The sequence below is a fragment of the Demequina sp. genome (genome assembly GCF_016278775.1).
In the GTDB taxonomy this organism is placed as follows: Bacteria; Actinomycetota; Actinomycetes; order Actinomycetales; family Demequinaceae; genus Demequina.
This window is the reverse complement of record NZ_JADQBF010000028.1, coordinates 40,354-65,315: the sequence shown is the minus strand read 5'-3', so window position 1 is coordinate 65,315 and position 24,962 is coordinate 40,354. Positions and strand designations below refer to the sequence as shown.

At 68.2% G+C, this 24,962-nt stretch carries 27 protein-coding genes; 16 read left to right on the top strand and 11 right to left on the bottom strand.

The window, feature by feature from the left end; all coding sequences use genetic code 11:
• Nucleotides 1–202 precede the first annotated feature (202 nt).
• Nucleotides 203–433, top strand: a complete 231-nt coding sequence (locus tag QZZ33_RS04570) for a TM2 domain-containing protein (RefSeq protein WP_291378489.1) — start codon at nucleotides 203–205, stop codon at nucleotides 431–433.
• Between the two features lie 41 nt (nucleotides 434–474).
• On the opposite strand, the gene glpK is transcribed toward QZZ33_RS04570, so the two are convergent.
• The 3 genes from glpK to QZZ33_RS04555 are packed head-to-tail and all read right to left on the bottom strand — an operon-like array spanning nucleotide 475 to nucleotide 4,253.
• The gene (glpK, locus tag QZZ33_RS04565; RefSeq protein WP_291378488.1) at nucleotides 475–1,992 is read right to left on the bottom strand and encodes a glycerol kinase GlpK; all 1,518 of its coding nucleotides are present in this window, start codon (nucleotides 1,990–1,992) and stop codon (nucleotides 475–477) included.
• Nucleotides 1,989–3,731 (bottom strand): glycerol-3-phosphate dehydrogenase/oxidase, encoded by a 1,743-nt coding sequence (locus QZZ33_RS04560; protein ID WP_291378486.1) that lies wholly within the window; start codon nucleotides 3,729–3,731, stop codon nucleotides 1,989–1,991. Before QZZ33_RS04560 ends, glpK begins: the two co-directional genes overlap by 4 nt.
• A gap of 54 nt (nucleotides 3,732–3,785) precedes the next feature.
• On the bottom strand, nucleotides 3,786–4,253 hold the full coding sequence (locus QZZ33_RS04555; RefSeq protein WP_291378484.1) for a ribonuclease E inhibitor RraB: 468 nt from the start codon (nucleotides 4,251–4,253) through the stop codon (nucleotides 3,786–3,788).
• Nucleotides 4,254–4,325: 72 nt separating this feature from the next.
• Between QZZ33_RS04555 and QZZ33_RS04550 the strand changes: the two genes are divergently transcribed.
• Entirely contained in the window at nucleotides 4,326–5,711 is a 1,386-nt protein-coding gene (locus tag QZZ33_RS04550) for an MFS transporter (RefSeq protein WP_291378483.1), read from the top strand.
• Between the two features lie 37 nt (nucleotides 5,712–5,748).
• Here QZZ33_RS04550 and QZZ33_RS04545 read toward each other — a convergent pair whose 3' ends face one another.
• Nucleotides 5,749–6,480, bottom strand: coding sequence for an isocitrate lyase/phosphoenolpyruvate mutase family protein (locus tag QZZ33_RS04545; protein ID WP_291378482.1), 732 nt, complete (start codon nucleotides 6,478–6,480; stop codon nucleotides 5,749–5,751).
• Between the two features lie 258 nt (nucleotides 6,481–6,738).
• Here QZZ33_RS04545 and QZZ33_RS04540 point away from each other — a divergent pair, with 258 nt between their 5' ends.
• The 3 genes from QZZ33_RS04540 to QZZ33_RS04530 are packed head-to-tail and all read left to right on the top strand — an operon-like array spanning nucleotide 6,739 to nucleotide 9,320.
• Nucleotides 6,739–8,265: an AlkA N-terminal domain-containing protein gene (locus QZZ33_RS04540; RefSeq protein ID WP_291378480.1), complete on the top strand. Its 1,527-nt coding sequence runs from the start codon at nucleotides 6,739–6,741 to the stop codon at nucleotides 8,263–8,265.
• Nucleotides 8,262–8,759, top strand: a complete 498-nt coding sequence (locus QZZ33_RS04535) for a methylated-DNA--[protein]-cysteine S-methyltransferase (RefSeq protein ID WP_291378478.1) — start codon at nucleotides 8,262–8,264, stop codon at nucleotides 8,757–8,759. Before QZZ33_RS04540 ends, QZZ33_RS04535 begins: the two co-directional genes overlap by 4 nt.
• A 9-nt stretch (nucleotides 8,760–8,768) precedes the next feature.
• Complete coding sequence (locus QZZ33_RS04530) at nucleotides 8,769–9,320, top strand: class I SAM-dependent methyltransferase (RefSeq protein WP_291378477.1); 552 nt, start codon at nucleotides 8,769–8,771, stop codon at nucleotides 9,318–9,320.
• 2 nt (nucleotides 9,321–9,322) lie between these two features.
• Here the strand turns inward: QZZ33_RS04530 and QZZ33_RS04525 are convergent, their stop codons facing one another.
• A complete protein-coding gene (locus QZZ33_RS04525; RefSeq protein ID WP_291378476.1) occupies nucleotides 9,323–9,808 on the bottom strand; it encodes a YbaK/EbsC family protein in 486 nt (161 codons plus the stop codon).
• A 202-nt stretch (nucleotides 9,809–10,010) separates the two neighbouring features.
• On the opposite strand from QZZ33_RS04525, the gene QZZ33_RS04520 reads away from it, so the two are divergent.
• On the top strand, nucleotides 10,011–11,186 hold the full coding sequence (locus QZZ33_RS04520; RefSeq protein WP_291378474.1) for a DUF1611 domain-containing protein: 1,176 nt from the start codon (nucleotides 10,011–10,013) through the stop codon (nucleotides 11,184–11,186).
• On the top strand, nucleotides 11,183–12,280 hold the full coding sequence (locus QZZ33_RS04515; protein WP_291378473.1) for an alanine/ornithine racemase family PLP-dependent enzyme: 1,098 nt from the start codon (nucleotides 11,183–11,185) through the stop codon (nucleotides 12,278–12,280). Before QZZ33_RS04520 ends, QZZ33_RS04515 begins: the two co-directional genes overlap by 4 nt.
• A gap of 6 nt (nucleotides 12,281–12,286) precedes the next feature.
• Here the strand turns inward: QZZ33_RS04515 and QZZ33_RS04510 are convergent, their stop codons facing one another.
• On the bottom strand, nucleotides 12,287–13,243 hold the full coding sequence (locus tag QZZ33_RS04510; protein WP_291378472.1) for a LysR substrate-binding domain-containing protein: 957 nt from the start codon (nucleotides 13,241–13,243) through the stop codon (nucleotides 12,287–12,289).
• Here QZZ33_RS04510 and QZZ33_RS04505 point away from each other — a divergent pair.
• Entirely contained in the window at nucleotides 13,242–14,279 is a 1,038-nt protein-coding gene (locus tag QZZ33_RS04505) for an aminotransferase class V-fold PLP-dependent enzyme (RefSeq protein WP_291378471.1), read from the top strand. The two genes, QZZ33_RS04510 and QZZ33_RS04505, sit on opposite strands and share 2 nt — an antisense overlap.
• Before the next feature lie 33 nt (nucleotides 14,280–14,312).
• Complete coding sequence (locus QZZ33_RS04500; RefSeq protein ID WP_291378470.1) at nucleotides 14,313–14,669, top strand: HNH endonuclease signature motif containing protein; 357 nt, start codon at nucleotides 14,313–14,315, stop codon at nucleotides 14,667–14,669.
• Nucleotides 14,670–14,752: 83 nt separating this feature from the next.
• Here QZZ33_RS04500 and QZZ33_RS12520 read toward each other — a convergent pair whose 3' ends face one another.
• Together QZZ33_RS12520 and QZZ33_RS12515 are read right to left on the bottom strand one after the other, a co-directional pair.
• Nucleotides 14,753–15,268 (bottom strand): hypothetical protein, encoded by a 516-nt coding sequence (locus QZZ33_RS12520; RefSeq protein WP_366475605.1) that lies wholly within the window; start codon nucleotides 15,266–15,268, stop codon nucleotides 14,753–14,755.
• Between the two features lie 611 nt (nucleotides 15,269–15,879).
• Complete coding sequence (locus QZZ33_RS12515; protein WP_366475595.1) at nucleotides 15,880–16,983, bottom strand: hypothetical protein; 1,104 nt, start codon at nucleotides 16,981–16,983, stop codon at nucleotides 15,880–15,882.
• A gap of 737 nt (nucleotides 16,984–17,720) precedes the next feature.
• Between QZZ33_RS12515 and QZZ33_RS04490 the strand changes: the two genes are divergently transcribed.
• The 4 genes from QZZ33_RS04490 (at nucleotide 17,721) to QZZ33_RS04475 (ending at nucleotide 20,089) form a co-directional block, all read left to right on the top strand.
• A complete protein-coding gene (locus QZZ33_RS04490) occupies nucleotides 17,721–18,779 on the top strand; it encodes a TerC family protein (RefSeq protein ID WP_291378468.1) in 1,059 nt (352 codons plus the stop codon).
• Nucleotides 18,780–18,889: 110 nt separating this feature from the next.
• Nucleotides 18,890–19,348, top strand: a complete 459-nt coding sequence (locus QZZ33_RS04485) for a hypothetical protein (protein ID WP_291378466.1) — start codon at nucleotides 18,890–18,892, stop codon at nucleotides 19,346–19,348.
• Complete coding sequence (locus tag QZZ33_RS04480; RefSeq protein ID WP_291378464.1) at nucleotides 19,345–19,629, top strand: transcriptional regulator; 285 nt, start codon at nucleotides 19,345–19,347, stop codon at nucleotides 19,627–19,629. Before QZZ33_RS04485 ends, QZZ33_RS04480 begins: the two co-directional genes overlap by 4 nt.
• A 58-nt stretch (nucleotides 19,630–19,687) precedes the next feature.
• Nucleotides 19,688–20,089, top strand: coding sequence for an FKBP-type peptidyl-prolyl cis-trans isomerase (locus tag QZZ33_RS04475; RefSeq protein WP_291378462.1), 402 nt, complete (start codon nucleotides 19,688–19,690; stop codon nucleotides 20,087–20,089).
• Here QZZ33_RS04475 and QZZ33_RS04470 read toward each other — a convergent pair.
• Nucleotides 20,082–20,744, bottom strand: coding sequence for a DUF5701 family protein (locus tag QZZ33_RS04470; RefSeq protein ID WP_291378461.1), 663 nt, complete (start codon nucleotides 20,742–20,744; stop codon nucleotides 20,082–20,084). The genes QZZ33_RS04475 and QZZ33_RS04470 overlap by 8 nt on opposite strands.
• Nucleotides 20,745–20,877: 133 nt before the next feature.
• On the opposite strand from QZZ33_RS04470, the gene QZZ33_RS04465 reads away from it, so the two are divergent.
• On the top strand, nucleotides 20,878–21,291 hold the full coding sequence (locus tag QZZ33_RS04465) for a DUF3788 family protein (protein ID WP_291378459.1): 414 nt from the start codon (nucleotides 20,878–20,880) through the stop codon (nucleotides 21,289–21,291).
• A gap of 47 nt (nucleotides 21,292–21,338) precedes the next feature.
• On the opposite strand, the gene QZZ33_RS04460 is transcribed toward QZZ33_RS04465, so the two are convergent.
• Nucleotides 21,339–21,944 (bottom strand): DUF6518 family protein, encoded by a 606-nt coding sequence (locus tag QZZ33_RS04460; RefSeq protein WP_291378457.1) that lies wholly within the window; start codon nucleotides 21,942–21,944, stop codon nucleotides 21,339–21,341.
• Nucleotides 21,945–22,086: 142 nt separating this feature from the next.
• Between QZZ33_RS04460 and QZZ33_RS04455 the strand changes: the two genes are divergently transcribed.
• Entirely contained in the window at nucleotides 22,087–23,265 is a 1,179-nt protein-coding gene (locus QZZ33_RS04455) for a hypothetical protein (RefSeq protein ID WP_291378456.1), read from the top strand.
• 96 nt (nucleotides 23,266–23,361) lie between these two features.
• On the opposite strand, the gene QZZ33_RS04450 is transcribed toward QZZ33_RS04455, so the two are convergent.
• Nucleotides 23,362–23,925 (bottom strand): pyridoxal 5'-phosphate synthase, encoded by a 564-nt coding sequence (locus QZZ33_RS04450; protein WP_291378455.1) that lies wholly within the window; start codon nucleotides 23,923–23,925, stop codon nucleotides 23,362–23,364.
• 221 nt (nucleotides 23,926–24,146) lie between these two features.
• Between QZZ33_RS04450 and QZZ33_RS04445 the strand changes: the two genes are divergently transcribed.
• Nucleotides 24,147–24,953, top strand: a complete 807-nt coding sequence (locus QZZ33_RS04445) for a MerR family transcriptional regulator (protein WP_291378453.1) — start codon at nucleotides 24,147–24,149, stop codon at nucleotides 24,951–24,953.
• Nucleotides 24,954–24,962: the final 9 nt, after the last annotated feature.

The window sequence follows — 24,962 nt, the reverse complement described above, 5'->3', positions numbered from 1 at the left end:
CCGGAGGCGGGTCATGTGCGGGCCCGGGTCCGAACGGTGGCAACACGCGGTGTGTGGCCAATGTCACAGTAATAGACCAAAGGCCTGTTTGCCAGCGGAGAAAGGTGATAAAGAGGGACGAGATTCGGATCGACGAGCACAAAACGGCACAAAAGCGTACAAAAGTACCGCTCACTCATCAGACCCACGCCTAGGAGCAATCATGAACGCGAGCCAGCCCGTCCTTCCCCCCAAGGACCTCGCCATCGCCTACATCCTGTGGTTCTTTCTCGGCGTTCTTGGCGTGCACCACTTCTACTTGGGCAAGATCCTGCGGGGCGTGATCTATCTGCTCACCGGCGGAGTCTTCGGCATCATGTGGCTCATCGACCTCTTCACCCTGCCCAGCCAGGTGCGCATGATCAACGCGCAGCGCTCCGTCGGCATCGGCTGACCGCCATACCCCGGCCGACGCTGGGGCCCGACGCTGACGGCTCAGTCCACGTCGTCGTCCACCCAGTCGAGGGTGCGCTTCACCGCCTTGCGCCAGTTGCGGTACATCCGTTCGGCCTCATCGCGAGGCATCGCTGGGGACCACCGCGCGTCCTCGCGCCACTGCGCCCTCAACTCGTCCAAACCCGACCAGAACCCGACCGCCAGTCCCGCCGCGTAGGCCGCGCCCAGCGCCGTCGTCTCCGCCACCACCGGCCGCACCACGTCAATCCCCAACACATCTGCCTGGGTCTGCATGAGGAGTGAGTTGACGGTCATCCCGCCATCAACGCGCAACTCCTGAACCCGCACGCCGGTGTCAGCCTCCACGGCCTCGATCACGTCGCGCGTCTGGAACGCGGTGGCCTCCAACACGGCGCGCGCCAAGTGCTCCTTGGTGACAAAGCGCGTGAGTCCCACCACGGCGCCGCGTGCGTCTGGCCGCCAGTACGGGGCGAACAGTCCGGAGAAGGCGGGCACGATGTACGCCCCACCGTTGTCCTCCACTGCGGCGGCAAGCTTCTCGATCTCGCTGGCGGAAGAGATCATCCCCAGGTTGTCCCGCACCCACTGCACCAGGGAGCCGGTCACTGCGATCGAGCCCTCCAGCGCATACCTGGCTGGCTGGCCGTCCAGGCGGTAGGCCACCGTAGTGATGAGGCCGTGCTCCGACGCCACCCGTTCGGCGCCCGTCCCCACGATGATGAAGTTGCCCGTTCCGTAGGTGTTCTTCGACTCGCCCTTCTCGAACGCCGCCTGCCCAAAGGTCGCGGCCTGTTGGTCGCCCAGGATCCCCGCGACCGGCACCCCGCGCAGCAGCGAGTGCCCGCCCACCGTGCCGTACACCTCAGACGACGATCGAATCTGCGGCATCATCGCGCGCGGCACCGTGAAGGCCGCCAACAGGCCCTCATCCCAGTCGAGAGTGTCCAGGTCCATCAATAGGGTGCGCGACGCGTTGGTCACGTCCGTGGCGTGCAGGCCGCCGCTCGTCCCGCCAGTGAGGTGCCACAGCAACCACGAGTCGGTGGTGCCGAACAGCAGGTCGCCAGCCTCCGCGCGTTCCCTGGCGCCGTCCACGTTGTCGAGAATCCAGCGGATCTTGGTGCCGGAGAAGTAGGTGGCGAGCGGCAGGCCCGTCTGCCCGCGGAACCTGTCGTCACCACCGTCGGCCGCCAAGGCATCGACGATGCTCTGGGTGCGGGTGTCTTGCCACACGATCGCGTTGTAGACGGGCTTTCCAGTGTGGCGGTCCCACACCACCGTGGTCTCGCGCTGATTGGTGATGCCCACCGCCGCGATCTGCTGGCGGGTGATGTCGGCACTCGAGAGCGCCTCGCCGATGACCCGCCTGGTATTGGCCCAGATCTCTGCAGGATCGTGCTCGACCCAGCCCGCACGCGGCAGGAACTGCCGATGCTCCAGTTGGCCAGTCGACACGATCGCGCCGGCGTGGTCGAAGACGATCGCCCGCGTGGAGGTGGTGCCTTGGTCGATCGCGATCACATAGTCGCCGCTCATGCCTCCACTCCAGCGCGTGACCTCAGCCGCACGCCGTGCCGCGTGGACATCTCCTCCACCACTGCCTTCACCTCGCGTCGTCTGCGTCCCCCGCTCCAGCCCAGCGCGGCGCCCACGGCGTCGGCCAGTTCGTCGAGCACCGCGATGCTGAGCGCGCCCTCGAACGCGAGCGATGTTCTGCGCAGCGCCACGTCGCTCAGCCGCACCACGTGCTCCTCGCGTGCCAGGTGCTCGACCTCTCCGCGCGTGTAGCCGGGCGCCGTCCGCAAAGCGGGCGTGCCAGCCTCCGCGTCGGCGACCTCCACGGCGCGCGTGCCATACCGCGCCAACAGCACGCGTCCCCGCTGCGTCGTGACGCGAGACAGGTGGTGCGCGATCCACTCGTCGCGGTCGTCGGCGGCAGGAAGCCCCACGCCACCGCCGATCACGCGGCCAGCAGTGGAGGCGGCGCGGTTCAGTCCCAAGACGTCCAGCACCAGGTCAGCCACCTGCTCGCCCAGCGCCCTGAACGTGGTCCATTTCCCGCCGACGATGCTGAGCACGGCCACGTCCTCTGCGTCCGGCAGCGCGCCCTCCCGCACGGCGTAGTCGCGGCTGATGCGCCCCGGCTCCGCGTCGTCCTGGCGGGGAAGGGGTCGGATGCCGGCAAAGCGGTACACGATGTGTTCGCGAGTCACCGGGATGTGGGGAAACACCCTGGCGACCAGGTCGATGAAGTAGTCCACCTCATCCTCGGTGCAGACGGCCACCTCGCGCGCGTCGGCCGGAATGTCCGACGTGCCCACGATCACGCGGCCGCCCATGGGGTACACCAGCACGATGCGGCCGTCGGCATTCTCAAAGAAGATCTCGCGCCCGCGGCACGCGCGCAACAGCACGGGATGGTCGAGCACCAGGTGAGAGCCCTTGGTGCCGCCCATGTAATCGGTGGGGGTGCCGAGCGCCGCATTGGTGAGGTCGGTGAACGGGCCGGACGCATTGACCACCACGTCGGCGCGCATGGCGAACGTGTCGCCACTGACCTCGTCACGCAAGGTGACCGTGCCGTCGTCCGTGCCGACTGCACTCACGTAGGTGGCCAGCCGCGCGCTCAGGCCGTGCTCGAGGCCGTCGCGCGCCACCTCGAGCGCGAGCCGCTCCGGCGCGTGGACGGCCGCGTCAAAGTAGGTGGCGGTGAACCGCGTAGCCGGGTGAAGGTCAGGCAACTCGCGCCTGCTGCGGCGGGGGCCAGCGAAGTGGTGGCGGGGTACGGCGGTGCCGTCTGGCGCGCGGCCGATGCGCGAGTAGGTGTCGTACAAGCTGAGGCCCGCCTTGACCAGCAGCGCCCCGCGCTCCGTGTGGCGGCGCGGCTTGCGGCCGGTGAGGAACCGCGTGGGCGCGGCCACCAGGCCGCCGAACACGCTGCGGATGGGGACGGTGGTGGCGAGCGGGCGCACGTGGTGAGGGGCGGCCGCCAGCAGGCGATTGCGTTCCTCGACGGACTCGCGCACCAGCCGGAACTCCCCGTACTCGAGGTAGCGCAGGCCCCCGTGAATCATGCGTGAAGACGCCGCCGACGTCTGGGCAGCCAGGTCGCCGCGCTCCACCAAGGTGACGTCCACGCCCTGCAGCGCAAGGTCGCGGAACACGGAAATCCCATTGATGCCGCCGCCGATCACCAGCACGCTGGTGTGCGGCCTGGCGCGCAACGCCTCGACCTCGCGACGGGTCTCACTCCTGGAACGACCGAGGAATCTCATTCCTCATGGTGTGCACGAAGCGGCGAAAGCCGCAAGAGCCACGCCGCCGGGTTACTACTGCCGCCGTTGCTCCTGCTGCGCCTTGATCATCGCCTGCTCGGCATCGTTAAGCCCGCACTCCCAGCCGTCGTACTCGCCGCCAAACTCCTCGGCCACCGCTGCGCATTGGTCGATCATGTCGCGCAGAAAGTCGGGCACGAGGGCCTTGTCGGAGCGCTCGGCCGTGACCCGCCACGGGTTGGGGGCGTCCGGGTGCTCCGCCAGGTAGTCCTCCGGCATGGGGCCAACGGTGACGGCCATTCCCGCGGCACGTAGCGCGTCGGCGGCGGCCGTGGCGGTGGCCTGCGCAGGGAAGTACAGGTAGAAGATGGTGTGACGCGGGGCCTTGAGGTCTGCCCCCATCTGCGTCAACTGGCCCACCACTTGCAGGTCCCGGTACTTGATGCCGTCCACTTGCGAACGCTCGTCGAGCTCGGACTCGGACATGGGGCGGTTGCGGCGAAAGCGGTCCAGGATTCCCATGCCGCCACGGTAGCGGGACACGGGAGACGACGCCGTCGCCCGCGCCGTTCGCGTCGCACCTAGTCTGAAGTGGTGTCCCGCACCGTTACCGGCGCTGCCAGAAGCCCTCAGCAACGCCTCATCCTTGCCATCGCCATCACGGCCAGCTTTGTCGCGTTCCTCGACATGAGCGTCGTCACCGTGGCGCTGCCTGCGATTGTCGATCAGCTGGGCGGCGGCCTCACCACCCAACAGTGGACGGTGGACGCCTACCTGTTGACGCTCGGCTCACTCATTCTGGTCGCCGGATCAGTGTCGGACGCCTTTGGACGCCAGCGGGTGCTACGCATCGGCCTCATCCTGTTCGGCATCGCCTCCGTGGCGATCGCGGCCGCGCCCACCGCTGGCGTCTTGATCGTGGCTCGCCTGGTGCAAGGCGTGGCTGGGGCCATGCTGGTGCCGTCCTCGCTGGCGCTCATCATGTCCTCCTTTGACGGCGCGGAGCGTGGCAGGGCCATCGGCACCTGGACCGCGGCCACGTCCGGTGCCATGATCGCCGGCCCGCTACTGGGAGGGCTCGCGGTCGATCTTGCGTCGTGGCGGCTGGCATTCCTCATCAACGTGGTGCCGATAGGCGCGGCGCTGTTGCTGCTGGCGCGCGTCGAGGCGCGCGACGTACGCCGGGACGACGCCCGCGTGGACTTGGTCTCGGCGGCCCTGTGCGCGCTCGGGTTGGGAGGCGCGGTGTTCGCGCTGATCGAGCAGCCCAACCTGGGGTGGTCCAGCCCCACGGTGTGGGGTTCGGGGCTTGCCGGGGCCGCGGTGTTCGCGTGGTTTGTGTGGCGTCAGGCGCGCATTGCGCAGCCGATGCTGCCGCTGACCCTGTTCGCGGCGCGCAACTTCGCGTGGGGCAATCTCGCCACCTTGCTGGTCTATGGGGCGCTCGGCCTGAACGGATTTGTGGTGTCCGTGTACCTCCAGGAGCGCGCGGGGCTGAGCGCGACGGCGGCGGGTTTGGCGACGATGCCGATCACGCTCGCGCTCGTGGTGCTCAGCTCGCGCGCCGGTGCCGTAGCCGGTCGCGTGGGTCCGCGGTGGTTCATGACGTTCGGTCCGCTAGCGATGGCAGGTGGCGCCTTGCTGATGTTGAGGGTCACGGAGCCGTTCTCGTATTGGACGCAGCTGCTGCCGGGCGTGCTGCTGTTTGGCGTGGGGCTGGCCGCGACGGTGTCGCCCCTGACCGCCGCCGTGTTGGGCGCCATCGATTCCTCCCGCTCCGGCATCGGCTCGGCCGTCAACAACGCGATCGCGCGCGTGGCGAGCCTGGTGGCAGTCGCGGCGCTGGGTGCGGTGGTAGGCGGCGAACTGGACCTCGCTGGCTTCCACCGTGCGGCCGTGTTTGTGGCGGTGTTGCTGGCACTCGGCGGGGTGGTCTCGTGGCTGGGGGTGCGCAACCCGGCGCCACCCGCCACGACCTAGGAGCCGTCGGGGTCCAGTAGTCGCAGAGCCCCCGACGCTACGGAGTCGCGAGCAGCCGCGCCGCGAGATCGGCCCGCTCTTCAGGGGCCGTGCGCCACAGCAACGGCCCAAAGCTGACGCGATGGATCCCGCGCTTCTGCCACTCCTGGGGGTGGGGGCCGTCCGGGTGCCCCAAGATGCTGACCTTGCCCTCGCCCAGTTCGCTCACCAGTAACGGGATCACCTCTTGCGGCGCCAGCGGGACAAACACGCAGGTGGCGCCAGCGGCGAGGTAGGCATGACCCCTGATGATCGCCTGCGCGACCCTGTCCGCGCGGTCAAGGTCGCTCACGATGAACGCATCGGTGCGGGCGTTGAGCACCAGGTCGACCCCCTCGTCGGCCGCGCCCTGCAACGCGCCTTCCATCCGAGCCACCGACTCCTCAAGGGGGTCCATGCGGTCCTCGATGTTCGCGCCCACCGCGCCAGCAGCGACCGCGCGTCGCACGGTGGCGCGAGCGTCGCCGTAGCCCGCCTCAAGGTCGGCGGTCACCGGCAGCGACGTCGCGCCGCAGACCTCCGCCACGGCAGCGATCGCCACATCGACGGGCATGTTCTCGCCGTCTGTGAAGCCGCGCGATTCGGCCACAGAGAAGCTAGCCGTGGCATGTGCCGCGGCACCCGCGCTCTCGACCAATCGGGTCGACTCCGCGTCCCACACGTTGACGAGTGTCAACACGGGGCCGCCGGTGTGGAGTGCTAGCAGGGACGACGCAGAATCGTGAGTCATGCCCCCAGTGTGGCAGGCTGGAGCGCAGCGTGTGCGATGGACGATGAACACCGGCGTTGCGCTGTGATGCCCCCCACATTGGGGGCAGCTTTTTCGCCCATTGGTAGCCAATCGCGACGCCGATGGTGTGTAATTGGAGGGGAACGGCCCGGTCAACCCCCCCTCGACCGGGTCGTTCCCTATTTCTCTTCCGCAGCCTCCCACCGCGATGTCCGAAAACCGCTAGCGCGCGGGCGTGAAGCCAGGCAGTCTTGACCCATGACCGCGACCACTCTCGACGCCGACTCCTGCTACCGGGCGTCGTCCGGGCGCGACCGACGCTTTGACGGGCAGTTCGTCATGGCCGTGCGGACCACCGGAATCTACTGCCGCCCCAGCTGCCCAGCCCGCACCCCCAAGCCAGAGAACGTCGAGTTCTTCCGCACGTCGGCCGCCGCGCACGTGTCCGGCTACCGGGCGTGCAAGCGATGCCTTCCGGAGGCCGTCCCCGGCAGCCCCGAGTGGAACGTGAGGGAGGACACCTCTGCCAGGGCCATGCGCCTCATCGCCGACGGCGTGGTGGACCGCGACGGCGTCCCGGCGCTCGCGGCACGGCTCGGCTACTCGCCGCGCCAACTGGGCAGGCTGCTCACAGACGAGTTGGGGGCCGGGCCCATTGCGCTGGCCCGCGCCCAGCGCGCACACAACGCCAGGCACTTGCTGGTGTCCACGCCGATGCCCGCGAGCGACGTGGCGTTTGCGGCTGGCTTCTCCTCCATCCGCCAGTTCAACGACACCATCGGCGAGGTGTTCGGCATGACGCCCACCGCCTTGCGCGAGCGGGCCCGGCGTGCGGAGGCTGGCGTCGATCAGGGCGCTCAGGCCGGCCCCGGCGCGGTGACCGTAAGACTCGCGGCGCGCGAACCGTTCGACGGCGCTGGCGTTGTCGATTGGCTCTCGACGCGCGCGCTTGCCGGGGCGGAGTCAGCGGCTGGCGGGGCGTACACCCGGTCAGTGCGACTGGCCAGCGGAGCCGCCGTCGTGACGATCGCCCCAGAGCCAGGGGCCGTGCGGGTCACAGCGCGCGTGGAACACCTGGCCGACCTGCCGTCCCTGCTCACCCGCGCGCGCAGGCTCGTGGACCTGGACGCGGACCCTGAGGCGATCGACGCCGCGCTCGCGGCGCACCCGCTCGTGGCGCCCGCGGTGGCGGCGCGGCCAGGGATCCGCATTCCCGGCGCGCTCGAACCGGCCGAGATGGTGGTGCGCGCCATCCTCGGCCAACAAGTCTCGGTGGCGGCCGCCCGCACGGCCGTTCAGCGCGTCGCCGACGCCTTGGGCGAGCCGCTTCCCCCCGCGCTCGCTGGCGGCGCCGTCACCCGGATGTTCCCTCGGCCAGAGGTGCTCGCCGAGCATGCGCTCGAGGTGGTGGGCGGTCCGGCCGCGCGCCGCTCCGCAGTGGTGCGTGCGTGCGAGGCGATGGCCAGTGGCGAGGTGTCGCTCGACATCGGCGCCACCCGCGAAGACTTCACGGCTGGACTCGAAGCCCTGCCCGGCATCGGACCATGGACGTCCCACTATGTGTCCCTGCGGGTGCTGGGCAGCCCTGACGTGTTGCTCACGGGGGACTCGGCCGCGCGGGCGGGTGCCAAGGCGCTCGGCCTGCCGCACGAAGTTCGCGGGCTCGAGTCCGCGGCCGCCGCGCTCGCCCCATGGCGCAGCTACCTGATGATGCACCTGTGGAGGGCGGCCGTACCTTCCCCCTCTGCACCCCGCCGCACCTCGACCCTTGGAGGCACCTCATGAACACGTACCAAACACTCGACACCCCCGACGGCCCCTTCACCCTCATCGAGAACCCAGACGGCGACGTCGTGGCGTCGGCGTGGTCGGACGATGTCCCGGCGGTGGCGGCCCGCGCGGGCATCACCCCTGACGACGTTGGCAAGGGTGAGTGCACCGCATCGGCCGCCGTACGCGCCTTCTATGCGGGAGACGTCTCGGCGCCCGGGAGCGTCCCTGTCGCACAGCGAGGCACCGCGTTCCAGGCGGCGGTGTGGGAGGCGCTGCGCCAGATTCCGGTGGGCGAGGTGCGCCGCTACGGGGAGTTGGCCGCCGCGCTCGGCAGCCCAGGGGCGAGCCGGGCGGTGGGCGCCGCATGCGGACGCAACGCCGTCGCACTTTTTGTGCCGTGCCACCGCGTGGTGGGGGCATCGGGCGCGCTCACGGGCTTCGCGTGGGGCGTGGACGTGAAGCGTTCCGTGTTGGCCCGCGAGGGTGCGCCGGTGACGCATCCCTAGGATCGTCCCATGGTGAGTTCTCGGACCCAAGTGATGGTGGAGAGCCGACGCTGGCTCGTGGAGCGTGCGCGCGGGGACACCCTCGAGATCGGTGTGGGCAGCTGGCCCTCGTTGCCGCTGTACCGGACCGGTTTGGAGTTGACCGGGCTCGATCACAACCCGCGCGCCGTGGCGCAGGCAAAGCGCACGGTCGCGAGGTCTGGTCGACGCGCCACGGTGATCGAGGGTGATGCCATGGCGCTGGAGGCGGCCGATGCGTCGTTCGACACCGTCGTCTTCTCCTTCTCCCTGTGCGGAGTGCCCCAGGTGCGCGGCGCTCTGCTGGAGGCGTTGCGCGTGCTGCGCCCGGGAGGCGCACTGCTGATGGCCGACCACATCGCCTCGACCTCCACGCCGCTGCGCATCCTGCAACGCGTGGCAGAAAGCGCCACGCGGCCCATGTTTGGCGAGCACTTCACGCGGAGGCCGTCGCTTGCTGCGCGCGAGTTGGAGTTGGACATCGTGGAGACCGAACGGCTGGGCCGCGGCATGATCGAGCGTTTCCATGCGGTGACACGTTGACGCTAGGCCGGTTCCGTGACGTCGGCCACGCGCGCCGCGAGCACCTCGACCAGCTGCGTCGGGTCCACGCTGGCCGCGAGGCCGTGCGCCCCTGCGCCGATCGAGACGGGGCCTTCGCGGGAGACGACCAGGGCGTCGGCGATGACGGGCCACGGCTCGCCAGCGGGTGACGGCAGTGCTCCGAGCGGGGTGATGGTGCCGCGCTCGTAGCCGGTGACGTCGCGGGCCACCTCCTTGTCAGGCATCGACAGGCGGCTCACGCCCAGCAGCTCCCGCAGCTTGGGCCAGCTGATCTGCCTGTCGCCTGGCACGAGCACCAGCAAGAAGTCGTCGTCGGCGCGTCGCACCACCAGGGTCTTGAGAATCTGCCAAGGCTCAAGTCCGCGGGCGGCCGCCGCCTCATCGAGAGAACGCACGGGTCCGTGCGCCGTCACGAGGTGGTCGATTCCTGAGGCGGCAAGCGCGCGGGTGGCGGGGGTGTCGGTCATGCACGGTCAACGCACCGCGCGCGCCTGTGCTTCCGCACATGACAACCACCCGGCGTGGGTGCCTTGAGGCCAGCCGTTCCGTTTGCACCCACCGCGTACACTAGGAGTCCACCACTTCTTAGTGGGGACCTCTCGTTGACACCGGCCTCCTGGCCGGAACGATCCCGGCGCCTCCCCTGAGTCAGACTCGAGGCTTTGCCGCATGCGTCCGTTCATCACCCCTGTCCCTGACCTCCCCACGCCCGCGCGTCCCGCGGCGCGCCCCACGGCGGTCATCTACTGCGAGGGGAACTTCACCAAGATCGACGGCAAGACCGCTAACGGTCTGGTGCGGTCGAGCGAGCGCTACCGCATTGTCGCCGTGATCGACTCCACCCATGCGGGGCACGACGCTGGGGTTGCCTTGGGCGGCGAGCACGCGGGAATCCCCGTGGTCGCCACGCTCACGGACGCTCTCGCGGCGGTCGCCGACGGTGCGACTGTCGCCAGCGTGCCCGCGCCGCTTCCCAACGCGCTCATCTTTGGTTTGGCCCCGCTGAGTGGCTTGATGTCCGCTGGGGACCGCGAGGCGGTGCTCGAGGCGGTGACCGCCGGACTCGACATCGTGTCTGGCCTGCACGAGTTCCTCAACGACGACCTCGAGATCGCGACCGCCGCCGCCATCTCCGACGTGGTGCTTCACGACGTCCGCAGGCCGCACGCGACCAAGGACTTGCGCATGTTCGACGGCGCGATCGACACGGTGGACTGCGTGCGCATCGCGGTGCTGGGCACCGACGGCGCTATCGGCAAACGCACCACGTCGACGTTGCTCACCAAGGCGCTCAACGATGCGGGCATTCATACGGTCATGGTGGGCACCGGTCAGACGGGACTCATGCAAGGAGCCAAGTACGGCGTGGCGCTCGATGCGATTCCCGCACAGTTTGGCGTGGGCGAACTTGAGGGCGCCGTGGTGGCGGCGTGGGAGGGCGAGCACCCCGACGTCATCGTGATCGAGGGCCAGGGCGCGCTCAGCCACCCCGCCTACCTCAGCTCCACCGTGGTGCTGCGGGCCTCGCGCCCCCAGGCGGTCATCATGCAGCACGCGCCCGCGCGCACCATGTTGTCCGACTATCCCGATGTGCCGATGCCGTTGGCCGCCACAGAGGTTGCCCTCATCGAGGCGTTCGGCAAGACCACAGTGATTGGTCTGACTATCAATCACGAGGGCATGACGCCCGCCGAGGTGGACGCTGCAGCGATCCTGTACGAGGCCGAGTTGGGCATCCCCGCCACTGACGCGCTGTGGCGCGACCCCCAGGAACTCGTGGTGATGGTGACAGACGCGTTCCCGTTGCTATTGGCGCCGCTCGCGCAACCGACGGAGATCAGATGATCTCGCCCCGCATCGAGATCGACCTCACCGCCGTGGAGCACAATGCTCACGAACTGGTGAAGGCCCTCAAGCGGCGCAACATCGGCGTCACTGGCGTGACCAAGGCGACTCTCGGCTCGCCAGAGGTCGCGCACGCCATGATGCGCGGCGGCGTCAAGCGCCTCGCCGACTCCCGCATCGAGAACCTCGAGGCCATGCGCGACGCGGGCATTCGAGTTCCCATGACCTTGCTTCGTGCACCTGCCCCAGAGTGGGCCGACCGCGCGGTCGCGTGCTCTCAGGCGAGCATGGTGAGCGACCTCGGGATCGTCACGGCACTGTCAGTAGCGGCCGGGAAGCGGGCCCTCATCCACGGCATCATCTTGATGGTGGAACTGGGGGATCTGCGCGAGGGCATCATGGTGGCCGACGTGTTGGACGCCGCCCGCGTCATCTCCCGCACCAGGCACGTGGTGCTCGCCGGCATCGGCACCAACCTGGCGTGCCGCAGTGGCGTGGTCCCCGGCGACGACCAGATGCAGGAGCTCTCCGCTCTCGCCACCACGATCGGCTCCAAGTTTGGTGTGCCCACACCGCTGGTGAGCGGGGGAAACTCCGCCAACCTGGCCTGGGCTCTGGGCAAGGACCGCGTGGGCGCCATCAACGATTTGCGGCTGGGCGAGTCGATCCTGCTGGGCCTCGATCCGCTCACGCGCAAGCCCGTTCCCGGCCTGCGTCAAGACGCCTTCACGGTGGTTGCACCGGTCATCGAGTCGCTCGTCAAGCCGACGGCTCCGTGGGGCCTGCGCGGTCAGGCCGCCTTTGGCAAGCCCGATGCGGCGCGCAGTCGCGGCACCATTGTCCAGACCATCGTGGCGCTTGGTCGCCAGGACGTCGACCCTGACGGACTCACCCCGCCGGTGGGCATGTCGATCCTCGCGTCCAGCAGCGATCACCTCGTGCTGGAGACGCCCGGACGTCTCGCGGCCGGCTCGGAACTGCGATTCACCCCCGACTACTCTGCGCTGCTGCGTGCCATGACGTCACCGTTTGTGCCGGAGCGACTGCTCACCATGGCCGTCGGGGTTCCCGACAAGGAACCCGCCACCCGCTAGCGTTCGCTATGCGCCGGTGAGCATTGCCGCGAACGCGAGCGCAGCGGGTGCGGGATCATGCCCTGCGGTGACGAAGATCTCCCGGTAGGTCGGGGGATTGCTTGGCAGGGTGACGATGCCTGGCACTGGCGGGCTTGCGTCGATCGCCATGCGCGGCAACAGCGCGACGCCCAAGTAGTTGGCCACCAGGTGCTGGGCGGTGACGTAGTCCTCTGTCACAAATGCGATCTCTGGCGTGAACCCCGCTTCGGCGGCCTGCGCGTTGAGGTGGTTCTGGCAACGGTTGCACCCGGAGATCCAGCGATCTCCGGAGAGTGCGGCCATATCCGCGTGAGGGCCGCGGGCTTGGGAGTGGGCCTCCGGCAGCACCGTGAAGTACTCATCGTGCTTGAGCCACGTGAGCGGTAGGCCAGACGGCGGGGGTGTGGCGGTGTCAGCGAAGCCGATGACGAGGTCGGCCGCGCCGTCGCGCAGCAAGGCGAGAGCGTCGTCGGTCTCTGCCTCGACAAGCCCAATCTCGACCCCTGGGTAGGTGCGGGCGAACAGCGCGAGCGGTGCCGGGAGCTCCATCGAGGCAAACGAGGTGAACGCGGCGATCTGGAGGCGGCCGACGCTGAGTTCCGCGTGCTGGTGCAGCGCCCGCTCGGCATTGTCGAGGCTGACGGCGATGGCGTCCGCGTGCTCGAGCAAAGCTTGGCCGGCGGGGGTGAGTTGTGTGACGCGGCCAGCGCGCACCGTCAGTGGCACGTTGGCTGAGCGCTCAAGTGCGCGCAGGTGATGGGCGACGGTGGGCTCGGCGACGCCGAGGGCGCGGGCGGCGGCGGCCTTGGAGCCATGCCGGGCTACCGCACGCAGGATGAGGAGTCGTTCGACGTCGATCACCAGACCATCATCCCATTGAGGTTTAGGTAACAACAACAGTGGATTGTGTGAGTCCGGATACCGGACAATGCTGGGAATCATGATGAATGTCGCCGTCGCGAATGCGTTCGACCGCGTGCCCGGGTACCTGGACACCGCGAGTGTCGGCCTGCCTGCGCGAGCGACCGCCGTGGCCCTCCACGCGGCAGTGGGCGACTGGGCAGCTGGCCGGGTCGATCCGGCCGCACTCGACGGGCCGGTCGACCGGATGCGCGCTGCGTACGCGCGGATCGTCGGCGGCGAGGCCACCGACGTCGCGTTGGCCGGATCGGTGTCCCAGGTGGTGGGGATGGTGGCCGCGTCGCTTCCCCCGGGCTCGCGGGTGCTCGCGGCAGAGGGCGACTTCGCGTCGGTGTTGTTTCCTTTCATGGCTGACGGCAGGCTTGACGTGACGCTGGTGCCCCTCGAGGGCCTCTTGGACGCGGTGCGCCCTGGCGTAGACCTGGTCGCGGTCAGCGCCGTGCAATCGTCCGACGGGCGCGTGATGGATCTGGACGCACTCGCCAAAGCCGCACGGGCAGTCGGCGCCAAGACGTTGATCGATGCGAGCCATGCGGCGGGGTGGCTGCCGATGCGGTCCCGCGACTTCGACGTGGTGGTCTCCGCCGCGTACAAGTGGCTGACGGCCCCGCGTGGCATCGCCCTCACCACGGTGCACCCACGCGCCACGTGGCTGCGCCCAGTTAACGCCAGCTGGTACGGCACCGACGAGCCTTGGAACAACCTCTACGGACCGCCAATGCACCTCAGCGCCACGGCACGACGCTTCGACACCTCCCCGCCATGGCAACTGGTCGAGGCAGGGGCGGTGGCGCTTGAGCTACTCGCCGGGCTACGCCGATCCGACGTGCGGGACTACAGCGTGGGCCTGGCCAACCAGTTCCGTGACGCGGTGGGCATGCCGCCAAGCGACAGCACCATCGTGGCCGTTGGTGGTGTTGATGCACGCCAACTGGCCGACGCTCGTGTGCGCGCCTCCGCGCGCAGCGGTCGCGCTCGACTGTCGTTCTACGTCTACAACGATGCGAGCGACGTGGACGCTGCTGCCAGGGCGCTGCGCGTCCGCGCGGCTGCGTAACCGGAACACCGGTGGCGCCGTACCCTGACGAACATGGCCGTCAGCCACACCCGTCGAGCCCGCGCCGCCCGCAGGCGCAAGCGCAGAGTCGACGCTGCCGACAACGACCTCACCCCCGCGCAGTGGAACGCGATCCTCGCCGCGTGGGGAGGCTGCGCGTATTGCGGAGCCCAGGCGTCTGCCGGGGCGTCGCTCCAGCGCGACTGCGTGCTTCCCATCTCGCGCGGCGGGCGCTACACGCTCGACAACGTCGTCCCGGCGTGCAGGTCCTGCAACGCGAGCAAGTGCAACGAAGAGGTGACGCACTGGTTGCGGCGCAGGCGCCTCGACGAGCGGGCCTTCCTCGTGCGGTTCTATGAGGTGACTGGGGCATTGGCGGATGTCACGTAGGTCGAGCGACGCCGCGCCAGCGGCTCAGGTGAGTCGGAGTGCAAACGAGCGCCCTGGATGGGCCCTTTCCGAGAGGAAGCTCGCTAGGCGGTGAGAACCACCAGGCGTTGCGTCGCCCTTGTCATCGCGACATAGCGATCCACTGCACCCTCGATTCCGATCCCCAACGCCTGCGGCTCGACCAACACGACCAAATCGAACTCGAGCCCCTTGGCCTGCTCGGGGGTCAGCGAACTGACGCGCGACGTCGCCCGATATCGGGGATCGCCGATGACGCAAGCGATGCCGTCGATGTGCTCGGCGAGCCAGCGATCGACAATCGCGTCGAGGTCGTGGGTCGGCGCATGCACGACGGGTACGCCCGTGGTGCGAATCGAGGTGGGAACGTTCGCGTCGGGGATTGCGTCCTTGATGATCGGCTCTGCCTCTTCCATGACCTCGGCAGGAGTTCGGTAGTTGATGCTCAGTGTGGAGACCTCGATCAGGTCGAGGCCGATCCGTTCGAGGCGCTCACGCCAAGACTCCGCGAAGCCGCGGCGTGCCTGGGCGCGGTCGCCGACGATAGTGAAGCTACGCGAGGGGCAGCGGGATAGCAGCATCCGCCACTCGGCGTCCGTGAGTTCCTGAGCCTCGTCGACGACGATGTGCGCGAACGGCCCGGAAAGTACATCGCGGCCATTGATGGGCTCCGCGCCTGCGTTTGCGAGCGTGGCCCTCAGGTCCTGTCCACGCAGCATCGACATGACGTGAAGTTCGGAGTCGTCGGTGGCGATCAGATCGCCCACCACCTCCGCCATGCGCTCGCGTTCAGCGGTGCTGGCGGCCTTGCGCTCACGAGAGCGCCGCGACGCGGCCGGGTTGCCCAGCCTGCGCCTGGCCGCGTCCAGGATTGGCAGGTCGGACACTGTCCACGCTGTCGGGTCGGCACGCTGGAGAGCGGCCACCTGCTGAGATGAGAGCGACGGCGCACACATCGCGAGGTACGCGGGCACTGACCAGAGGTCGCCGACAATCTCCGCCGGATCAAGGAGCGGCCACGCACGGCCGAACACACGGGAAAGCTCGTGGTTACTCGCCATGGCGCGCCGAACTTGCGCACGCGGATCCTCGGTGACCATTCCATACGCATCGAAGTCTTCGCTCGCGCTGGAGTCGCCGTCCCCATCGTCCTCGTCACGTTGATCGCGAAGTTTGTCCGCCACGATCGTGACTAGTGCCTCCCACGCCTGATCCCTGGCGTCGTTGTGAGGCGTTCCTGGCTCGGGAGCGTCGAAGGCCAGAGCCCACTCGTCTCCGCCGAGCACCACGTCGCCCCACGAAGTCTCCACCTCGAAGGTCTCGGTCGGCGGCTGCTCGTAGAGCCGCACGGCGGGTTCGATCGCATCGAGTAGTTGCGAGCGGCCTTGACTTGCGCCACTTCCGCATGGGGCTCGAGCACAGCATCCGGTCCCTCGGGCACGAGGTCGCGCAGCGTGCACGTTCGCACGCCCTCCTCGCCGAGGCTTGGCAGCACGTCGGAGACGTAGTCCAGGTAGGCCCGGTGCGGGCCGATGAACAGGACACCGCCCCTGTTGCGCGCCAGTTGCGGATCCGAATAGAGGAGATACGCGGTGCGGTGCAGGGCGACCACTGTCTTGCCCGTGCCTGGCCCGCCGTCGACTACGAGCGCGCCGCGGGATCCGGCCCGGATAATGGCGTCCTGGTCCGCGGCGATGGTGGCCAGCACGTCCCTCATGTGCGGCGAGCGGCTCGCGCCGAGGCTTGCGATGAACCTCGACTGGTCGTCGAGCGCCGCGCGCGCTCCAACGCCCGCGATCACGAGGGCCTCGTTCTCGAACACCTCGTCCCAGTAGTCGGTGATCTGCCCACGTGTCCAGTGATATCGCCTGCGGCTTGCCAGTCCCATCGGGTTGGCATGCGTCGCGCCAAAGAACGGTTCCGCCGCCGGTGAGCGCCAGTCGACGAGCAGCCTGCGCCCAGCGGCGTCCTGGAGGCCAAGGCGCCCCACATAGACCGGCTCGCCGTGACTGGCGCTGACCATGCGTCCCAGGCACAGGTCAAGACCGAAGCGCTCCAGAGTCTTCAGGCGCGCGGTGAGGCGATGGACCTCCATGTCCCTGTCCATCGCCTGCTGACCGTGGCCACCCGGGCCCCTGCGCGCGTCGTCCAGGCGGAGCGATAGGTCGTCAATCGTGTGGCGGAGAGCCGCCGACATCGCCTCGAAGTGGAGCTCATCATCGGCAATGAGTTCGGGACTTGCCTTGGCGGCGAGGCGAGGGGCAAGGTCGAACACACTGCTGGTGGGGGGATGCACGTGATCAACTCCGTTCGTCCTCAACCAGGCGATAGTGGCGGATCCGCCGCAGACGCGGCGCCGCTCCCGGTGTCGGTCGACAAGTGTGCGCCGTCAGGGGGGCCTTGCCGCAAGCCCCCCAGTGCGATATAGATTGGAAATGGAAGGTGTTGCTCGGCTCTGACGACACCCGTCACGCGGTGATGGCGTGCGACTCAGGGTGGTGCGCGTCAAGCGCAGACGAACTGACTCGCCGACGCGGCGCGAGGCCGACGGGATCTCTCTCTACCCGACCACAGGCAGCACCATGCCCCCGTCTGGAACAGAGCCCCATCGGCATTGACGGCCTGACAGAACGCCGAGCCGCGGTCCACCTTCGATGGCCCACCGCCGTGATTGTCGTGTTCACCATGGTGCGAGTGATGCGGTCCGTCGCGTCCTCGTAGCGGTGAAAGCCGCCGCGGAAGCCGTCGGTGTTGGAGCCACCCGACCCGCACGGTAGGCCAGGAACGCCACCGTGCTCCGATGATCGAACTTGATCGCGGTGCACCCAGTGAGTTTGTCGAGGCGGGTGGCGTGGCTCTCGCGCTCACCGTCGCTCGAAATCCCGTACAGTGGGCCACGAGGGGAGTACTTCTCAAGTTCCGTTTCGGTCAATACGAACATCCCACGATGTTCCCGAGCGGGCGCCAGCCGCCAGCACATGCGGAAGGTGAAGGAGACCTCAGAGCTACAGTGTTCTGAGGAGACCCCGTTTGTTGACTGTCCCCCTTCTTGCCTCGCCTTTCGCGACGGCCGCACCCCTCGCGTCGGTCGCCGACGCGGTGGCCCCCCATCCGACCATCGGCACCCCTTTGCTGTGGGCAGGGACGTTGGTGGCCGTGCTCGTCGTCGTGGTCCTGGACTTCTTGGTCACCCACAAGCCCCACGAGGTCTCGATGCGCGAGGCCGTCAAGTGGTCGATCATCTACATCGCGCTGCCGCTCCTCTTTGGCGTGTGGGTCATTGCTGCGCACGACAGCACCACTGGCATCGAGTACTACACGGGCTACCTCGTGGAGAAGTCGCTGTCGGTGGACAACCTGTTCGTGTTCATGCTGCTGCTTGCGGCGTTCGCGGTGCCCAGGGAGTTGCAGCAGCGGGTGCTGCTGATCGGCGTGGTGGGCGCCCTGGCGCTGCGCGGCGTGTTCATCGCGCTTGGCGCAGAGATGCTCCAGCGCTTCGACTGGACGTTCCTGCTGTTCGGCCTCATCTTGGTCGCGACCGCCGTCAAGGTGCTGCGCGACGCGATCGATGGTGACGAGAACGAGGTCGATCCAGACCAGCTGCGCTCCGTGCGCATCATCCGCAAGTTCTGGCCCGTGACCAACTCCTACCGCGGCACCAAGTTTTCCGTGCGCGAGCACGGCCGACGCGCGGTCACCCCCCTGCTGCTGGTGGTCATCGCGGTGATGTCGACAGACGTGGTGTTCGCTGTGGACTCCGTGCCAGCCGTGTACGGCATCACCGGCGACCCCTACCTGGTGTTTGTCACGAACGCCTTCGCGCTCATGGGCCTGCGCGCCCTCTACTTTGTGCTGGAAGGGGCCCTATCGCGACTCGTGCACCTGGGCTACGGCCTCGCCGCGATCCTGTTCTTCATCGGCGCCAAGCTGGCGCTGCACTGGGCGCACGGCATCTGGCCAGCCACGCCCGAGATCCCCACGCTGGCGTCGCTTGGCGTGATTGTGGGCATCCTGGGTGTGGTGACGGCCACGAGTCTGTGGGTCACGCGCCGCGGAGTGGGCGTGGATAAGGGCGTGCACCTCGGCGGGTAAGCCGGACCGTCCGCGATGCGTCCGTCGGGACTGGATCCGCTGTGGTGCGGCATGTCTCACTCGATAGGACTCACTTGACAATATGGAAAGTCATGTCCTAACTTTCCACTATGGAAAACGACGAGACCTCAGAACTGAGCCCCGCCGATGCGCTCGCCAGCACCCGCGCCGGTCGCGAGGCGATCGCTCGCCGCATCCGAGTGCCGTGGCAATGGGACGCGGGCGAGGCGGTGAGCATCGGCATCTTCATGGCGCTCATTGCCTACACGAGCCCGCCGTGGACCACCATGGTGATATCCGGCTGGGCCATTGTCTTCCTGGGCATGGTCGAGGCCAGGCGCCGCCGCACGGGGATCGTGGCCGGCGGCAATACACGTCGTACCTTCGACCCTTTGCACCTGGTGGTGCTGGTGGTCACGCTCGGCGTCTTCACGCTGGGCATGATCGCTGGGGCCCGGTGGTGGGACGGGATCCCTGTCGTGACAGCCGTCATCGCGGCCGGCGTGATCCTGGGTGGCTATCGATGGATCAACCGCCGTGCCGTGGCACGGGTACTCGCGGGCTCATGACCGCGCCACGGTTCGATTCCACCATCCACGCCGCCACACGTCTGCAACTGTGCGCCATGCTCGCTGAGGTCGACGCCATCGACTTCGCGGCCGTGCGCGAGGATCTGGGCATCAGTGACTCAGTGCTCAGCAAGCACGTGAAGGTGCTAGCAGACGAGGGCTACGTGGCGGTCAAGACGTACAAGTCCGGGGGGCGGTCGCGCAAGCGGCTGGCATTCACCAAGATAGGCGCCCAGGCCTACGCGGGTCACATCGCGGAACTCAAGCGACTCATCGGCTGACGTCTCACGTGGGCCGCTTCGCCTATGGTGGATTCTGACCCAACCTTGAGGAGCAGCCATGTCCGACGCCACCCTTCCCCAGATCACCCGTGACGCCAAGGGTGCGCCCTCCGTCGACTTCACCGGCGCGAGCAAGCCCGACGGTCTGGTCGTCGAGGTCTTGGAGACCGGGGACGGTCCGGCCGTGGTCGAGCGCCAGCAGATCACCGTGCACTACACGGGGTGGCTGTGGGACGGCGCGCAGTTCGATTCGTCGTGGGACCGCGGCGAGCCCATCTCCTTCGGCATCGCACGCGGCTCGCTGATCGACGGCTGGGTGGACGGCCTGGTGGGCCAGCCGGTCGGCTCCAAGGTGCTGCTGGTGGTTCCGCCGGAGGCGGGCTACGGCGACCGCTCGATGGGTCCCATTCCCGGTGGATCCACCCTGGTGTTCGCAGTGGACGTGCTCGCGGCTAAGTAGCGGCACCCACCCTGGACGACGCCGAAGCCACTCCCAGCCACGAGTGCGGCACACGGTCGAAGCACCAGCCGAGTTTGGGTGCCTTATCCGAAATCCACAGTGCAGGGACCCGCTTGTCGCCGCGAGTGGAGCCCGCCAGCATGAAGCAGTGGTTCTTGGCGAGCAACTCGGGAGCGACCGTGGCGAGTGAGATGCCCTCGTCGATAGTGAGCGGCGTTCGGCCCCGCTGAGCGATGGCGGGCAGCGCGTCGCGGGGCGTGATGTCGCGGTACTCGTCGCCGCGCTCGACGCCGACGAGCAGGTAGAGGGGTGCGTCGGGCACCGCGAGCTCTGGGCGCGGGAGGTAGTGCGCGAGACCCTGGCGGGCGTCGGACGAGTGATTGCGGTCCAGCACGCCCTTGCAGTCCGAGTCCACAAGCCGCAGCAGCGGGACTCTGGCCTCGTCGCTGATGAGGGCCCGGGTCACTACGAGTAGCGCGGCCAGTCGTCCGGCAGAGGCTGGCTCCTGGTCGTGGGGAAGCACGGCAGCGCGGTCGATGAGCGGCGCGGCCAGTTCGCGGAAATCCTCTTCAGTGATGCCGGCGAACCGGGGATAGCCAAGGTGGCAGTAGGCGTCGACTTGGCTTGCGATGGTGTCGCTGAGGTGTGCGGACACGAGACCTCCGGTGTGGACGGACCGCAGTGGTGAGACGACAACGCGCAACGGAGCGATGCCGTTCCAGCGGACGCGCCCGCGGCGAAGGGCTTTGGTCCCAGACGTCGGTCCCAGGCTTTGGCACGCTCGTTCCATGGGATCGGCATTCAAAGAAGCCTCCATTGAGCCCACCGACGCGCGGATTCGTGAAGCGCTTGGCTCCAGCGCCGACGTGTGGGCGCAGGCAGTCGCACTGTTCGAAGACGCCAGCGCATCGGTCTCGTGGCGGTACTACCGGGACGGCGGATGGCTTGCGAGAGCCTCGCGCGGCAAGACAACGGTGGCGTGGCTTGCCGTGGAAGAGGACCTGCTGAAGATCGCGTTCTACTTTGCGCAGCGTCATCGCGAAGTTCTCACCGACTCGGAGGCGATTCCCCACGAGTTGCAAGAGCGGATCGCTGTCGAGCCCATGATGGGCAAGGTCCTTCCGGTCTCAATTGAGGTGCGAGACTCGACAGATCTCGCCCGGGTTGCGAGCGTCCTGGCCATCAAGCTGTCGGCGAAGTAGCACCTGGTCCGCCAGCTCATCCGCGCAATCCTCCGCGGCCGCGACGTCTACAGCACGCCGTAGGTGCTGAACAGCCCGCCAGCGATCACCGTAGCGGCGAGCACCGCCAAGACGATGCCCCGTGGCGAGCGCACCCGCATCGCGCAGAGCGCGGCCAGCACCGCCAACCCCACGGCCACCTCGGACCACCAATACCCTACCGGGGTGGAATCGGCGATGCGCGCGATCCCGTGTGCCGCCTCGCCCACCGCAATCCCCGGCCACACGGCGGCAGCGAGGCCGAGCCAGGAGGGCGACCGCGCCTGGTTGCCTGCGCCGCGAAGGGTCCACGTGGCCGCGCCCATGACTGCGCCCACGGCCACCCCGACCGTGCACCAGAACACGATCCACGAGGAGGACACCCCGAAGCCCCGCACCGCCGCCGTCGCGTAGTACCCGACCATCACCAGTGGCCCGGCAAGAGCCGCGAGCGCCACCGCATGCCACAGGCGTCGGCCAGCGAGCGCCGTTGCCGCAGCGACCGCCACGACTGGAGCGGCAGAGTTGAACAAGGGATGCAGCAAATCTGGCGCGACGGTTTGACCAAAGGACATGCCGACGCCCGCGAGCAGGGGGCCCGCCAAGGCGGAGCCGACGACAACGGAGCGGTGCATGCGCTCACGGTACGTGCACGACACACGCGCCGCTATGGGGGGAGTCCCTGATCTCGCACCGCGCACTTCTCGGGTAGGCATACCTGTCAGGGGCGTCGCGGCTAGGCTTGCTTCGCCGGCCAGTGTTGGGGGGAAGGTCTCCATGCTTCATGAGTACTTCTACGTGTGGAAGCCGATTCGCAGGCAGGTACCGTACGCGTACGTGTCGATGGGCCTCAAGAACGCGCTGTGGGCAGTGGCCGTTTCGCTGGTGGCTTCGGTCTTCTTCTTGGTCGACCTCCCAGTCTTCAGCGTCAGGTTCTTGGCCTTCCTCATCGCATTCCTTGGAGTGACCGTGGTGGCGGTCATAGTGGTGACCGCCCTGTGTTTGGCGGTGGCCTGGGCGGTTGAGAGGCCGGTCGCACCACCCGTAGCAGGCTATGTGTGGGACGAGACTGGCGTGGAGCGCGCCAGGCGTGCCAGTCCTGAGAACCCCGTGTCCGTGGACGAGATGCTCCGAGCCGCACGCGCGTCCTCCATGGCGATCGCATGCATCGCGACGGCCCTCGTGGTCTGGGGTTGGCTCGCGCGCGGCGGGTCGGTTCCCAACGCAGTCGCGACCACGGCTCTCTTGACCCCGGCGGCCATCGTCGCACTCCACTACGCCGTGAGAAGACTTCGGCAGGCATTCGCGCCCGTCTACCGTGCCTTCCATTTCTCGGCCGTGAAATGGGGGCTGCTTTTCTGGGTGTCAGAGCTCGCGGCCGGGTCGGCCATTGCTGGCGTCTTGGTCTTGCCGCTGATCGACTTTTCCGCGACCTCCGCAGCTGCGTTCAGTTATCAGCTTCATTGGCTCGTCTCGATCTCGTTGGGGCCGCTGATCGTCAATGCAGTCGACTTTGTCGTGCTCCGTCGAGGGCGGCATCTGCGTACCTTTGACGTGGCACCGTTCGTCACGCCTGCGGTGCGCGGCACTGTCGCGCAACAGGCGACGGACCTCAATCGAACGGACGGCGAGACGGGCGCGCTGGTGTGGGACGGTGACCGCCTCGTCGGGTATGTGCCGCCCCTCGCACTGCTCATGGAACCGCATACGCCTCTGGGCAACCTGCTTCGACCGCTCCTCAGTGCTACTCCGATTCCGCGCTTCTACGGGGGCGACGTTGACCCATTGCTGTTCTTCAATCCGGAACTTGAGCCGGAGGCGGTGTGTGTGGTCCAACACGAGGACGACGTGGTCGGCTACATCACGACATCGATTGTTGTTGCTGCGTACTCCGGCCTTCTCAACGAGAAGCTACGGCCGGATCACCAAGGGGATCTGCCGCAGGGCCTTTCGTAGGAGCCACGCACGTCCTCGACGGGCGCCAGCGCGCCGGGCAGCCAGGCTTCGCGCACATGACAGAGGCGGCGCGGTCGTACGGACATGACGCCAGCCTCACGGCTGGAGCTCGACCTGGGTCCATGTGCCGCTGACCAACTCATAGAGCGTGCGAGCGTGGAACCGCGCATCGGAGAACTCCATGAACTCGATGCGCTGAGGCGAGATGATCCAGCCTCCCCACGAGTCCGGCATGGTGGGATCGGTGTCGCGCGAGGCCGCGTAGGCCGCTTCCAGCGCGCCGCGCACGGCTGGCTCGCCTTGGTGGCTCACGCTCGCCACGATGCGGGCCTCGCGCGACCGAGCCTCGAAGATTGCCCGCGCGCGTTCTCGTTCCAGCAATGAGGCGACACCCTGGACCCGGACTTGCCTGCCGAGGGCGTCCCACCACATCGTCAACGCGCATCGAGCATCGGCGGCGATTTCACGGCCTTTGCGCGACCCCAATGGTCCCGAGATGACGATGCCGTCGGCGTCGACGTCCTTCACCGCGACCGTGCGCGCATTCGGATAGCCATCGAGCCCCGTGGTGGACAACACCGCTGAGTGTGGTAATCGCAGATCGGTCTCGCTGGCGTGGTCGAGCCATTGGCGAAGCTGGTCGAGCGGTTGGGGGGACATAGAGCGATTTTAGTGCGGTCAGCGCGGGCCCACCGCGGCGTCGCCTGGTTGCGCGCAACACGGGGGACCTGTGCGGGTAGAGGCACGGGCCACGGGGCCGGATGCTCGCTCGCAAACGTAGCCAAGTCCCTGGAACATGTCCAGACCCCGGGTCTGGCTCCGCGCCGCACTTGACTCTCCCCTTGCGGGACACTGTTGCCTGGCAGTGCAAGGAGGAAACCGTGGATTCGCTCATGCCGATCGGCCGCTTCTCGAGGGCCAGCCGCCTGTCCGTGAAGGCCCTGCGCCTGTACGACGCAGAGGGGCTGTTGGTGCCCGCGCGGGTGGATCCCGCGTCGGGCTATCGCCACTACCGGCCGGATCAGATCAGGCGGGCCGAGGCGATCCGGGTGCTGCGCATGGTGGACATGCCGCTGGCGCGGGTGCGTCAGGTGCTCGACCTGGACAGTCCCGATGCTGTGCGCGCGGCGCTCGCGGAGCATCGGGCGCTACTGGCCGGGAGGTTGGACGAGCAAGAACGGATGCTGCGGTTCCTCGAGAGGCTCATCAACCGAGAGGACATTGCCATGCCGTACGACATCACCATTAGGACCATCGAGGCCCAGCGCGTGGTGGGACACCGCGTCCATACGTCGCTCGCGAACATCGGGCAGGCGGTGGGCGAGGCCTTCGGCGGCGCGATGGGCGCCATCGGCGCAGCGCGCGCCATCCCGGCCGGGGTTCCGTTCCTGGTGTACCACGACGTCATCGACGACCAAACAGAAGGCGAAATCGAGGCCTGCATCCCGGTCGCTCCGGGCGCGGCCGACGGTGTGGCCGCCGACATCCCCGCCGCCGAGGTGGTCTCCACGCTGCACCGCGGTCCGTACATGGAGATCGGGCCCGCCTACGAGGCACTCGGGGCGTGGCTCGCGGAGCAGGGCCGTGAGCCGGTGGGCCCGCCGCGCGAGATGTACCTCAACGACCCCAACGAGACCGCGCCTGAGGAGCTGCTCACCGAGGTGCAGTTCCCGCTGGCCTGGAAGTAGGGCGACTGT